Genomic DNA, 12,611 nt, shown 5'->3' on the forward strand with positions numbered 1-12,611 from the left:
GCGTCGTTTGTGACAGTTGGCCGCCGATCGCGCCAGCGCCGCGTCACTCGGCGTCGTCATCCCCCGCCGGATCCGTCATGCCGAGACGCGCGAGGACCGCGAGCGCGAGCGGCTTGGTGATGCGGCGCCCCCGCCCGAGGGCGTCGCGGTCGAGCTCCGTCACGACGGCGCGGGCCCGGCCGAGGGAGCGGTCGATGCGCAGGGCCACGGCCTCGACGACGCTCAGGTCGACGACGAGCTGACGGTCGACGAAGAGCTTCACGATCACCGCCCGCAGCAGCGCCTCGTCCGGAGGGAGGATGGTCGCCCCCAAGGCGAGCCGCAGGCGCGAGCGGAGGTCGGCGACGGCGAGCCCCAGCGAATCGACCCCGACCGCGGAGGTGATCATGACGGGGTGCCTGCGCTCGCGGGCGAGGTTGAGGAGGTGGAACAGGGCCGCCTCGTCGCGCGAGGCGGCGCGGTCGATATCCTCGATGACGAGGGCGCCGTTCGACGCCAGGTGCGTGACGTTGGCGGCACTCACCTCGGCGGCGGGGATCGTCCAGGCATGGGCCCGCGTCGCCCAGATCGAGGCGAGGTGGCTCTTGCCGCTGCCGGGCGGGCCGGTGAGCAGGAAGACCGTCTCGGGCCAGTCGGGCCAGGCCTCGATCAGGCCGTAGGCCGCCTCGTTCGCCGGACCCACCAGAAAATCCTCGCGGCCGTAGCGCGGGTCGAGGGGCAGGTCGAAGGTGAGCTGCCGGGGCGGGCCGGGGTCGCGCATGGGTGCCTACATCTCGGGCTTCGCCGCCACCGCCGTGCCGCTGCCGTGATAGAGCGGACTCTGCAGATAGCGGCGCAGGGCGAAGCGCACGAGCACGCCGATCGAGGCCGCCACCGGCACCGCGATGAGGAGGCCGAGGAACCCGAACAGGGAGCCGAAGGCGAGCAGCGCGAACATGAGCCAGACGGGGTGCAGGCCGACCGAATCGCCGACGAGCTTCGGCGAGATCACGTTGCCCTCCAGGAACTGCCCGAGCAGGAAGACGCCGATCGTCAGTCCGATATGGAGCCAGTCGGAGTTCGGCCAGTACTGGACGAGCGCCACGCCGACCGAGAGGAGGAAGCCGGTGAGCGTGCCGACGTAGGGGATGAAGGTGAGGAACCCGGCGATGAGCCCGATCAGGACACCGAAATTCAGCCCGACGAGGAACAGGCCCACCGCGTAGAAGGTGCCCAGAATCAGGCAGACCAGCGTCTGCCCGCGCAGGAAGCCGGTGATCGCGGCGTCGACCTCGCGTCCCAGGCAGCGGACGGTGTCGCGATGGCGGGGCGGCACCCAGCCGTCGATCTTGGCCACCATCCGGTCCCAGTCGACCAGGATGTAGAAGGCGACGACCGGCGTCACGACGAGCAGCGAGGCGATCGAGATCAGGGCCTGCCCGCCCGACCAGAGCGAGCGCAGGAAGGTCATCATCCAGGTGCCGCCCTGGCTCACCAGGGTGCCGACCGAGGATTGCAGGTCGTTGAGCACGTCGGTGCCGCCGACCCGCTCGAGCAGCGGGCCCGCCCGCTCGACGACGATGCCCTGGAGCCGGGAGATCGCGCCCGGCAGCGTCTCGATCAGTCCCGCGACCTGCTTGGCCGCGATGGGCGCGACGATCAGCAGGGTCAAGAGGAGGGCGACCACGAACAGGGCCAGGATGAGAAGCGAGGCGGTGAGCCGCCCGAGGCCCATCCGCTGCAGCCGGTCGGCCAGGGGATCAAGCAGGTAGGCGAGCGCGAGGCCCGCCGCGAAGGGCAGGATCACGTCCCGCAGCAGGTAGAGCAGCAGCACGGCCACCGCGAGGGCCGCCAGTCCGATCATCGCCCTGCCGCGCATCGGCCGTCCCTCGACTCGCACCTGAACCCGTCCAGAGGTGGCGTGGGCCACGGCATGATCAAGATCATCCATCGCTCAAGCCTCCGCCGCCATATGGCGCAACCATACCCGGAAATAAGCCATGGCCGACAGGCCGGTGAGGACCGCGACGGTCACCATCGCCCACGGCGCCACGGCACCCGGCCCCGCTCCCCAGGCCTTGGCGCCGAGAACGAAGGCCGCGAGGGCGATCTGCACCGCCGTGTTGAGCTTGCTGACCAGCAGCGGCCGGATGGCCACCGGTCGATCCATCAACCAGGAGATCATGATTGCGCACAAGATCATCGCATCGCGCGACACCACCACGATCGCGAGCCAGGGCGGCAGCACGCCCTGGACGGCGAGTGCCACGTAGATCGAGACGAGGAGCGCCTTGTCGGCCAGCGGATCGATATAGGCGCCGAGCTCGCTCTTCATGGCGAAGCGCCGGGCGATGAAGCCGTCCACGGCGTCGGAGATGCCGGCGACCAGGAAGGCGGCGAAGGCGAGGTCCCATGCGCCCTGCACGATCATGGCGACGACGAAGGGGACGAGGACGAGCCGTCCGATGGTGATGAGATTCGGGATCGTCATCGATCGCGCATCGTCAGGGCTCCCTGGGGCGCCGGAAACAGCAGGCTCGAATCCCCGTAGGAATAGAACCGGTAGCCCGCCGCAATGGCGTGCGCGTAGGCGGCACGCATCGTGTCGAGCCCGGAGAAGGCGCAGACCAGCATGAAGAGGGTCGAGCGCGGCAGGTGGAAGTTCGTCATCAGGGCGTCGACCGAGCGGATCGGCCGGCCCGGCGTGAGGAAGATCCCCGTGGCGCCGGAATAGGCGTGCAGCCGGCCCTCCTCGTTCACTGCGCTCTCCAACAGGCGGAGCGCCGTCGTGCCGACGGCGATGATCCGGCCGCCCGCTGCGCGCACCCGGTTGAGGGAAGCGGCCGTCGCCTCGTCGAGGATGCCGATCTCGGCATGCATGCGGTGGTCGTCGGTGTCCTCTGCCTTGACCGGCAGGAAGGTGCCCGCGCCGACATGCAGGGTGACGCTGTGGCGGGCGATGCCGGCCGCGTCGATGGCGGCGAGCAGCTCGGGCGAGAAGTGCAGGCCGGCGGTGGGCGCCGCGACGGCGCCCGGCTCGCGGGCATAGACGGTCTGGTAGTCGGTGGCGTCCTGACGATCGACGGCGCGCTTGCCCGCAATGTAGGGCGGCAGGGGCAGGATGCCGACCGCCGCCACGGCCTCGTCGAGGGCAGGGCCGGAGCGGTCGAACCGGAGGGTGATCTCGCCGCCATCGCCTTTCGCGACGATCTCCGCTTCCAGGCGCCCGAGTTCGCACGGATCGCTCGCCCCCCCCTCGCCGAAGCGCACGCGATCGCCGACGGCGAGCCGCTTGGCGGGTCGGGCGAAGGCACGCCAGCGATCGGGCGCCTCGCGCAGGTGGAGCATGGCTTCCATGCGCAGGCCCGACGCGCCCGGCCGCGTGCGCAGGCCCATGAGACGGGCCGGGATGACGCGGGTGTCGTTGAAGACGAGGGCATCACCCGGGCGGAGGAGCGCCGGGAGATCGCGCACGCGACGGTCCTCCAGATCGTCGCCGGGGCGCACCACGAGGAGGCGGCCGGAATCGCGCGGATTGGGCGGCCGCAGGGCGATGCTCGCTTCCGGCAGCTCGAAATCGAAAAGGTCTACGCGCATAGGACGCCAACAGCACGGTTCCGCGTTGACGGGCAATGGGAGGCGGGTAGCTGGTGCGGGACCAGCGGCGATGGGCGCCTCCCTGACCCTTCACTTCCGACCGAGGGATATGAGCGTCATGACCGACGACATCGTCAAAGTTCGCCAACCGCGGATCACGCTCGATGGTCAGCTCGTCTCCTATTGCGAGCGGGAGGCGCTCCGTCTCGACGCCCTCGCCGCCCGTGCGCGCTGGGGCTGGGTCGCCCGCCGCTATGAACGGAAGGCGGCCCGCGCCCGCGCCCAGGGCGAGCGAAGCCGGTTGCGCGAGACCGCGCGGGGCCGCGGCGACGGTCCGGACGCGAGCGCCGATAGCTTCGGCTAAAACCTTTGCCGTGGCCTTGTAGGGCTGAGCCCCGTATGAGCGCGCCCGGCCGAACCGGAGTTTCCGGGCCGCGGTCGCCCCCGGACGCCGCAATGGACCGCACCCAGAAAGCCGCCCTTGCCAGCGCCGCGATCGGCGCCGGCGTGACCGGCCTCAAGTTCACGGCCTGGTGGCTCACCGGCAGCCTTGCGCTCTACTCGGACGCGCTTGAGAGCATCATCAACGTGGTCGCGGCGATCTTCGCCTTCGCCGCCCTGCGGATCGCGGCGCAGCCGGCCGATGCCGAGCACCCTTACGGGCATCACAAGGCCGAGTTCTTCTCCGCGGTGGTCGAGGGCGCGCTAATCATCGTCGCCGCCCTGCTGATCCTGCGGGAGGCGTTCGAAGGCGTGCTGGCCCCCCAGCCGCTTGACGCCCCGCTGCTCGGCGTGGCCGTCAACGCGCTGGCCACGGCGATCAACCTCGCCTGGGCGAGCTTCCTGCTCCGCCGCGGGCGGGCCTGGAGCTCGCCCGCCCTCGTCGCCGACGCCCGTCACGTGATCGCCGACGTCGTCACCTCCGGCGGCGTGCTGCTGGGCGTGGCGCTGGTCGCGGCCACCGGCGTCCTGATCCTCGATCCGATCATTGCCGGGCTCGTGGCCCTGAACATCGTCTGGTCGGGTTGGGTCATGGTCCGTGATTCGGTGAGCGGGCTCATGGACAAGGCCGCCCCGCCCGAGATGGCCGGCCGCATCCGCGCGCTGATCTCCGACCACGGCGCCGGCGCCCTCGAGGCCCACGACGTGCGCACGCGGCACGCAGGCCAGGCGACCTTCATCGACTTCCACCTCGTGGTGCCCGGGGAGATGACCGTGAAGGAAAGCCACGACATCTGCGACCGCCTGGAGGCGGCGATCGAGGGCGAGATCCAGGGCGCTGTGGTCGTCATTCACGTGGAGCCCGGCGAGCACGCCAAGCAGCGCGGGGTGCCGGTGGTCTAATCGACCAGCCGCGTCGCCCCGAAGATCGGCTCAAAGGCGGCGCGCAGCTGCATGTCCACCTCGGGCATCGTGACGAGGCGGCCGAGGTCGACGAGGCTCGTTACGCCGTGGCCCGCGATCCCGCAGGGCACGATCCCGGAGTAATGAGTCAGGTCGGGCTCCACGTTCAGGCTGATGCCGTGGAAGCTGACCCAGCGGCGCACCCGAATGCCGATCGCGGCGATCTTGTCCTCGGCGCCCTCCCCCTTCTCAGGCCGGCGCATCCAGACGCCGACGCGGTCGGCCCGGCGCTCGCCGGCGACGTTGAAGGCGTCGAGGGTTGCGATGATCCAGGCCTCGAGCGCGGCGACGTAGGCGCGAAGGTCTGGCCGGCGCCGGCTGAGGTCGAGCATGACGTAGGCCACGCGCTGCCCGGGCCCGTGATAGGTGAACTGCCCACCGCGCCCGGTCCGGTGCACGGGAAATCGGTCCGGCTCGACGAGATCCGCCTCGCGGGCCGAGGTGCCGGCCGTGTAGAGCGGCGGGTGCTCCAAGAGCCAGACCTGCTCGCGGGCCTGCCCGGCCGCGATCGCCGCGGCCCGCGCCTCCATCGCGACGACGGCTTCGGCGTAGGGCACCGGCACGTCCTCGATCCGCCACTCGACGGGTCCGCTCCCGGCATCGGGCAGGAAATCCGACGGCGAGAACGCGAGACGCCCGGTCATTACGGTTTCTTTTACCAAGACTTCACGGTCCTGCGTGGAAGGTCGGTATCGGGAGCCGCGAGCCGCGGCGTCCCGTGAGCGGGACGACAGGCGTGGCGGTTCTCGAAGACCTCAAGGTCGATCTGACGGTCGTGCTCGGGCGGAGCCACATGCCGCTGCACATGCTGCTGCGCATGGGCCGCGGCGCGGTGATCGAGCTCGAATCTACCGAGACGGATATGGTCGAAATCCTCGCCAACGACCACCCGATCGCCCGCGGCCAGATCGTGGTCACGGGCAACCGCATCTCCGTCGAAATCACCGAGCTGATCCGCAAGGCCGAGGCGGTGCGCCTGCCCGGCGTGACCATCGGCGAGGGTGCGGTGCCGGTGCTGGAGGGCGGCGTCAATTTCCTCTGAGGGTCAACACGCGCTTGTCGCATCGGATTTCATCTGTTATCCGCTGCGCCGCTCCACACGATCCCTGGCGCTCACCCCTTAACGGGGCCGCGATCCGGCGACGTGGCGACGATGCGGCCATGGCGGAATTGGTAGACGCGCTAGCTTGAGGTGCTAGTCCTGCAAGGGGTGGAGGTTCGAGTCCTCTTGGCCGCACCAACTCTTTTGTCCTTGTGTGACAGAAGGTTGGTGCAATACAGTGGGTTAGGGAAAGCCGCGCTCTCACACAGCGGTGCCCCACATGGCCCTCATGACTGCCCGACCTTGGAAGGACCCTAAGACCGGGGTCTACCACCTCAGACAGCGCACCCCGCGTGACCTTTTGGTCCGTGTGAAGGGTCGCGTCATCTCGATCCCCATTGCCAGTACGTTTGTCTCCGTGAAGGTCGGTGACATGGTTCAGGCGTCCCTCCGTACCAAAGAGGTCACTGAGGCTAGGACCCGACATGCGGTTGCCGATGGTGCTCTCAAGCGGCTTTGGGATGCTGAGCGCAATGGACCGATGACTCTCAACAAGAGGCAGATAACCGCCTTGTGCGGTCTCTTGTACAAAGATTTTATAGACGGACTGAGTGACGAGCCCGGAACAGCCGAGATTTGGGAAGAAGTTGAGAATATACATGCCAGCTACCGGGCCAGAGGCAAGACTGAGAAGTGGATCGGGCCTTCGGTAGATGCGGTATTAACTCGGGAGGGTCTTGTTGTTGACGAGACTAGCTGGAAACGTCTCGCTGAAGCTGCTTTCGACACCTTGGATAGAGCCGCTGGAACCCTAAAACGAAATGCAAGAGGCGACTATAGCCCTGATCCTGTAGCGTCAACATTTCCTACTTGGACACGGCCTAGTATCTCGAACGGAGACAACGACGCGCCTAGGGCAGACTCTATTTTGTCAGTGGATGATCTGTTCGAACGGTGGGCCGCCTATAACGCTGATAAGAAGGCCGCGAACACGATCAAGCGGTATCGGGGTAGCTTCCGGTCATTGATCCGGTTTGCCGAGGATCGCGACGTTCGTTCCCTGACAGGTGATGACATCTACGCCTGGGCGCTTCACCGCGAGAAGGTGGAAGGCATCACGGCAAAGGCGGTCAATAAGAACGATCTGGTGGCGGTAAGCTCGGTGTTCAGTTGGGCCATGAGCCGGCAGGGTGGAACACTCCTCACCGCAAACCCTGTGAGTGGATCTCGCTTGGATGAGCCTAAGGAGAAAGGAAAAAAGCGAGAGAAGCACTTCCGGGAGAAGGAGATCGGCGCGATCCTTTCTGCTGCTTCATCGGTCAAGCCTAATGACACGAACCCTACTCTCTATTTCGCCTATAGATGGTGTCCTTGGCTTGCCGCTTACTCAGGGGCTCGCATCGCCGAACTGACCCACCTTGAAAAGCGAGATATCAGGGTGGAAGACGGCGTAACGCTGATGGACCTAAGGGTGACTAAGACAGATGCCCCCCGCCTCATTCCCATCCATGAGCACCTGATCGAACAGGGTTTCCTTGCCTTTGTAGAGGCGTCAGGCCCTGGTCCTCTCTTCTTCGATCCTGAGAGGCATGACAAAAAGACAGCGACGCCTCCTGCGGAACAGCGCGGGCAAAAGGTGGCGAAGTGGGTTCGTGAAGTGGCAAAGCTGGACCCTAACGTCGATCCGAACCACGGCTGGCGTCACACATGGAAGACGAAGGCACTTGATGTCGGAATTGAGGAACGCATTAGAGACGCGATCACAGGACACAGGGTTAGGTCCGTTGGAAGATCTTATGAGGCTCCGACCTTGAAAATGAAGGCGAAAGCCATGAAGCGGTTTCCGAGGTATAAGCTTGACTTAACCGCCTAATATCATGATGCGAAATTAAGGATTAACATCCCTGCGTGCTGCTTCCTTGAGATCGCTTGGCGTAATGTTGCTGAGCTTTTGCCACGTGTCCATGGAAGCATAAACCCATTTCTCAAACCTCTCCTTCTGATCCGCCTTACCGTCTCCGATTGGAGGGAAAGATAATGGATATACTATCTCACTCGGGTTTTTGATGGCTTCACTCTGAAGCGCTTGGACGGATGACGTTCCCCAGACGAGGCAATCCCAAAACCGCTTGACTGTCTTTGGTCTATCAACTTGCCAAGACGCGGCTGCGACCTTCATCTCACTATCTCGGATGGTATGAACAAAGCCATTGTTTACACGCACTCTCAGACGCTTAGCGCTTTCCTCCGCACCAACAGCGTTCAAGACCATGCCAGCAACCATGGCACTCTTATTCAATGATTGGTACTCGGGCTGATCCGGTGTTGTTGTAAGTACCATCATCAGAGCAGCGCAAGAGTAGGACTGTCGTTCTAAAGGTGTCGCCTGTTCCCATCGCCAAGCCGAAGCATCAGGTTGAGCAAAGGCATTGACTGTTGTGGCGGCAAGAAGTGCCAACCCAAAGAGCGAACGCATCACTTACCCCCACATTGCTGATGTCCCGTATTGCACAAACGTATGACAAGATAGAGCAAACGCCTCAAGGCGGGTCTGGTGGTGGCTGCAAGGAAGTTGTTGAGCATCTGTAAGACGTCGACGAAGAGAAGGAGATCGCACCTCCCCTCCCCCTGATGGTCAGACCGTGGCCGCACCTGGTTTGCTTCTGTCTTTCGTGACGAACTTGACCCACGACAAGGGTCTTACTCTCATGTTCCAAAACCAGTCTCTAGAACCTATGACGATATACAGCCCATAGTCATCGAGTTCGAGACGGAACAAGGTACCCAGTTGTATTGTTATCAGGTTGCGCATTGTGGGACGTAGCTCAGCAAGAGACCTATTAAGCTAGGCCGGCGAGCATTGGCAGTACATTATGGCTCAATAATGGACCCGTTACCGCGAGCGACCTGCATATCGAAGGCACATACCATAGCGTAACCGTTCAGTGATGTAGGCTCAGCGTCGTTTAGCTAGGTATCACTTGTAACTCTGTGCAGAACCCTTTCAGACAGCAGGGGTTTACCGGCTGATTTGTTAGAAAAATGTGAGAGGCCAACCCTAAAGGTGTTTCCAGCAGGGTTCCCCCCTAGCCCACCCCTCCCGTCGCCTTGGTTGAGCAGGGGCAGGGTTATGAGTGTGCCCATCATCGGGTCGGGTTCACACTGTATCATCGCTGAGCAGGGCCACGGACTGACGAGGTTGGCTCAGGACAGGCAAGGCCACCCTCCCCGTCAACCACACTCATCTCCTGAAGCGAGACCGTTCCTGAGGCTTCCTGATGCTCCATCTGTTAGGTTGCTAATGCAGCTTTACAGAGGCTGACGAGTGTGTCACAAGCTTACAACCTTACAAGAGGTTCTGAGCGTCATGGCCGTCTACAGCTACACCAGGGTTTCCACGGATCGACAGGCTGATGAAGGCGAGAGCCTTGGTGCTCAGCAAAGGCGGGTCAACGGGTATGCCCAGATGCAGGAGATGACCGTGGATCGACACTTCGTTGAGCGGGGTGTGTCCGGGTCAGTCCCCGTGAGCGAGAGGCAGGAAGGCTCCGAACTCCTAGCCGTGGTTAGACCGGGTGACACCATCATCACTCCGAAGTTGGACCGCATGTTCCGGTCAGCCAGGGATGCTCTCAATGTCCTTCATGAACTCAGGGAGAAGGGTGTCTCGCTTCACATGATCGACCTTGGTGGCGACGTGACCGGCAACGGTATCGCCAAGATGGTGTTCACGATCCTTAGCGCCGTGGCTGAGGCTGAGCGGGACCGCATTCGTGAGCGGATCAGTGACGTGAAGAAGGATCAGAAGGCCCGCAATAGGTACCTCGGAGGGAAGGTGCCGTTCGGCTACCGCGTGGGGGACCAGGGTGACCTTGTTGAGCATGAGGCCGAGCAAGAAGCGGTGACGCTCATGAAGACACTCAAGACCGATGGGAAGTCACTGAGGGTGATTGCAGAAGCGGTCCAGGCGAAGGGCTTTCGGATCAGCCACGTCGGCGTGAAGGAGGTGCTGGGGAGGATCTAGAAAGATTCTTTGCCGGGGTAGGCCGTCGAAAATGCTGATGAATCAACACAGACAATTACGCTAACGCAAACGTCTACAGAAGCGTAAGTAAATACAAATAGAAAGTGACTAGGAAGTGACCTGGAAGGGCTTGACTTATCGATCTTCTAAAATGTAAGCCTGCGAGGGTGAGCCCTAGGCTCCCATAACGGCCGATTAGAAGAGGCGATGCACAGGATGTGCCGAGTCGAACGATGTCATAGACCAGCGAAATCATCATACGGTATTTATTGTACGAAGCATTATGCGGCTAACCGCGACCATGGTGACCCTGAGCAGATAGGGATCACTAAGGAGATGCTGAGGCCGTATGTTGAGATGGTTCATAACAAGAGAGCGAAACACCCTGACAACACAGTTTGGCTGATGATGGAAGCCAAGTGGAACAGCTTGGTTGACTACTGTCAGGAGACCCTAGCCAGCACTCCGTATATGAACCGGTATAACCGGAGGGGTATGAGTGAGATCAGGAAGTTAGGGATCAATGTTGAACCGAAGAAGGTCATTGATACCGTCCTAGCCTGTTATCTCATGTACGACCTGGAAGGGCGAAGGTTCAGGACGGATCAGTCATTCAGGTTTCAGTTGGTCAGGCGAGTGCGTGGCTTGACTACGACGAATGCGAAGTCCTGGCCTACAGGTGAAGGCGGCAAGCGGAAGCTTGTCTACGATGAACTTCCTCCCAAGGCCAACATCGTCATGTCAACCCTGATCATCGGTAAGCTTGGCTCAACAGGCGTGACGTTCTCCCGAATAGTCAAAGAAGATGAGGAGAAGGAGCGGAAGGAGAAGCTGGCATACTTCGATGCATTGGAGTCACTACGGTGATTGGTGGCGCTGACATCCAAGCGAACCCGTTTGATCAAGAGGAACAGGAGGTCGACCGCTTCTTCTGCCCTTCCCGTATTCCTCGCACTGCCAAGGCTAAAGCGTTCGTTGAGAAAGCAATCGACATCCTTGATCAGAATGAGAAAGCTGATCTCAGGAGAAAGAGACGACGTAAAGCCAAAGACCAACAGACATACATATCGACCGTAACAGCCGTTGTATGTGACTTGGCTCACTACATCTTATCCGATGATCACAGGTCGATGGTCATCAGTAGGTCGAAGGAGGAACTTGGTAAGGCCAATCGCTACAAGCATCCTGCGATGAACCAGGGTCTACCGAAGCTGCTAGATGCGATGTCCGGTGAAGGTCTCCTTTGGCTGGAACAGAGGCGAGGATATCATTACAAAGGCGGCGCTAAGCAAAAGACTACCATCAATGCTCGCGAGGCATTCCATGAGCTTGTCGCGAAACACGGTCTAACCTGCGATGACTTCGGTCATGATAGGGTACGAGAGTTGATCGAACTCAAGGACTTTAAGAAGGGATACGGGAAGAAGCCCAAGAACATCCCGTACACAGATACGGAGCAAACTTGCCGGTATCGAACTCAGGTTCAAGCAATCAATGAATATCTAGAGGGTGCTGATATTGAGTTCGACCGTAGGGCGCTACGACGGTTCATCACTGTAGATACTTCACTACGACGCCTGCGCCGTTCCTTCACTTGTGGCTCATTCAGCAGTGGTGGTCGGATGTGGGACGGGTTCTGGATGAACTTGGGTAAGGAGGAGCGACTACGGGGGCTAAAGATCAATGGTGAGAGGATCGTGGGGGTAGACTACAAGTCGTCAGCTATTCGTATCCTCTACGGTATCACCGGTAAGACACCGCCGAGAGATGATTTGTATGAGATCAAATGCATCGATCCTAAATGGAGGGAGGGGATCAAGAGGCTGTACAATACTCTTACGTTCTCTGATGTGATACCTTCAAAGAAACCAAGAGAAACCACGCAGCTTCTGCCTAAGACAAATGTGAAGAACTTGTGTCAATTCATCATCGACTCACATCCTGATATCGCTCATCACCTTCCATCTCAGATTGGTCATCGTATCCAATTCATAGAAAGTGAAATGATCATTCGAGTAGTGTCGATCCTGATTGGTGAGGGGATTGTGTCTCTTCCGATCCATGATTGTGTTCTCGTACCTGAGTCAGCAAGAGAGATAACAGTGTCTGTGATGCTCAGTGTCTTCTACGATATGGTAGGGATAGAAGGTTCAGTCTCTATAGATGACATATCTAGTATCAATAAATCTCTATACACCTTCGGTCACACTACGGTATAGGAGTTAGACACCCAGTTAAGCAATATTAGGGCTCATAAGCCTTTCCCAGTCTGGCAGAGGGTGACTCGTCTTCGAGGCCCCAGTCTCACCGGTGTCACCGTGCCACTACGATGCCGCTACGATTGACGACGTTGGCTCAGGACTGGCTCGAAGGTCTTTTGGCTACTTGGTTAGCACAGAGACGGTCCTACTACGTCTCAGCGCAATAGTGAGCGTGTAGGATAGAAGTTCTTTAGTACGGAAAAACTGGAAACTCTCGCGCTGTCCCCATGCAGCCGATGGCGAAGCTATGCCTAAGCGCCGTGTGTCTCAAATCAACAATCAAACTTTGTCAGGAAGGACCCAA

At 61.2% G+C, this 12,611-nt stretch carries 13 protein-coding genes and 1 tRNA gene; 8 read left to right on the top strand and 6 right to left on the bottom strand.

Going from position 1 to position 12,611, the window contains the following annotated elements:
* Positions 1-43: 43 nt before the first annotated feature.
* The 4 genes from MFF55_RS01340 to queA form a co-directional block, all read right to left on the bottom strand.
* Complete coding sequence (locus MFF55_RS01340; RefSeq protein ID WP_238242285.1) at positions 44-760, bottom strand: P-loop NTPase family protein; 717 nt, start codon at positions 758-760, stop codon at positions 44-46.
* 6 nt (positions 761-766) lie between these two features.
* Entirely contained in the window at positions 767-1,858 is a 1,092-nt protein-coding gene (locus tag MFF55_RS01345) for an AI-2E family transporter (RefSeq protein WP_238242354.1), read from the bottom strand.
* 75 nt (positions 1,859-1,933) lie between these two features.
* Positions 1,934-2,470, bottom strand: coding sequence for a CDP-alcohol phosphatidyltransferase family protein (locus tag MFF55_RS01350; protein ID WP_238242286.1), 537 nt, complete (start codon positions 2,468-2,470; stop codon positions 1,934-1,936).
* Entirely contained in the window at positions 2,467-3,576 is a 1,110-nt protein-coding gene (gene queA, locus MFF55_RS01355; RefSeq protein ID WP_238242287.1) for a tRNA preQ1(34) S-adenosylmethionine ribosyltransferase-isomerase QueA, read from the bottom strand. Before queA ends, MFF55_RS01350 begins: the two co-directional genes overlap by 4 nt.
* A 118-nt stretch (positions 3,577-3,694) precedes the next feature.
* Here queA and MFF55_RS01360 point away from each other — a divergent pair, with 118 nt between their 5' ends.
* Entirely contained in the window at positions 3,695-3,940 is a 246-nt protein-coding gene (locus tag MFF55_RS01360; RefSeq protein ID WP_238242288.1) for a hypothetical protein, read from the top strand.
* Positions 3,941-4,032: 92 nt separating this feature from the next.
* Positions 4,033-4,920, top strand: a complete 888-nt coding sequence (locus MFF55_RS01365) for a cation diffusion facilitator family transporter (protein ID WP_238242289.1) — start codon at positions 4,033-4,035, stop codon at positions 4,918-4,920.
* On the opposite strand, the gene lipB is transcribed toward MFF55_RS01365, so the two are convergent.
* On the bottom strand, positions 4,917-5,624 hold the full coding sequence (gene lipB, locus MFF55_RS01370) for a lipoyl(octanoyl) transferase LipB (RefSeq protein ID WP_238242290.1): 708 nt from the start codon (positions 5,622-5,624) through the stop codon (positions 4,917-4,919). The genes MFF55_RS01365 and lipB overlap by 4 nt on opposite strands.
* Positions 5,625-5,716: 92 nt before the next feature.
* Between lipB and MFF55_RS01375 the strand changes: the two genes are divergently transcribed.
* The 3 genes from MFF55_RS01375 to MFF55_RS01385 all read left to right on the top strand — a co-directional run bounded on the left by MFF55_RS01375 (position 5,717) and on the right by MFF55_RS01385 (position 7,895).
* Positions 5,717-6,022, top strand: coding sequence for a FliM/FliN family flagellar motor switch protein (locus MFF55_RS01375; RefSeq protein ID WP_238242291.1), 306 nt, complete (start codon positions 5,717-5,719; stop codon positions 6,020-6,022).
* Positions 6,023-6,135: 113 nt separating this feature from the next.
* Positions 6,136-6,220: transfer RNA gene (locus MFF55_RS01380), tRNA-Leu, on the top strand.
* Positions 6,221-6,302: 82 nt separating this feature from the next.
* Positions 6,303-7,895, top strand: a complete 1,593-nt coding sequence (locus tag MFF55_RS01385; protein WP_238242292.1) for a site-specific integrase — start codon at positions 6,303-6,305, stop codon at positions 7,893-7,895.
* A 15-nt stretch (positions 7,896-7,910) separates the two neighbouring features.
* Here the strand turns inward: MFF55_RS01385 and MFF55_RS01390 are convergent, their stop codons facing one another.
* Positions 7,911-8,498 (bottom strand): hypothetical protein, encoded by a 588-nt coding sequence (locus MFF55_RS01390; protein ID WP_238242293.1) that lies wholly within the window; start codon positions 8,496-8,498, stop codon positions 7,911-7,913.
* Between the two features lie 891 nt (positions 8,499-9,389).
* Here MFF55_RS01390 and MFF55_RS01395 point away from each other — a divergent pair.
* From MFF55_RS01395 to MFF55_RS01405, 3 genes are all read left to right on the top strand, one after another.
* Positions 9,390-10,046 (top strand): recombinase family protein, encoded by a 657-nt coding sequence (locus tag MFF55_RS01395; RefSeq protein ID WP_238242294.1) that lies wholly within the window; start codon positions 9,390-9,392, stop codon positions 10,044-10,046.
* 336 nt (positions 10,047-10,382) lie between these two features.
* Positions 10,383-10,913, top strand: a complete 531-nt coding sequence (locus MFF55_RS01400) for a hypothetical protein (protein ID WP_238242295.1) — start codon at positions 10,383-10,385, stop codon at positions 10,911-10,913.
* A complete protein-coding gene (locus MFF55_RS01405; protein WP_238242296.1) occupies positions 10,910-12,265 on the top strand; it encodes a hypothetical protein in 1,356 nt (451 codons plus the stop codon). Before MFF55_RS01400 ends, MFF55_RS01405 begins: the two co-directional genes overlap by 4 nt.
* Positions 12,266-12,611: the final 346 nt, after the last annotated feature.

Origin of the sequence: Methylobacterium iners (assembly GCF_022179305.1) — a bacterium.
GTDB classification, from domain to species: Bacteria; Pseudomonadota; Alphaproteobacteria; order Rhizobiales; family Beijerinckiaceae; genus Methylobacterium; species Methylobacterium iners.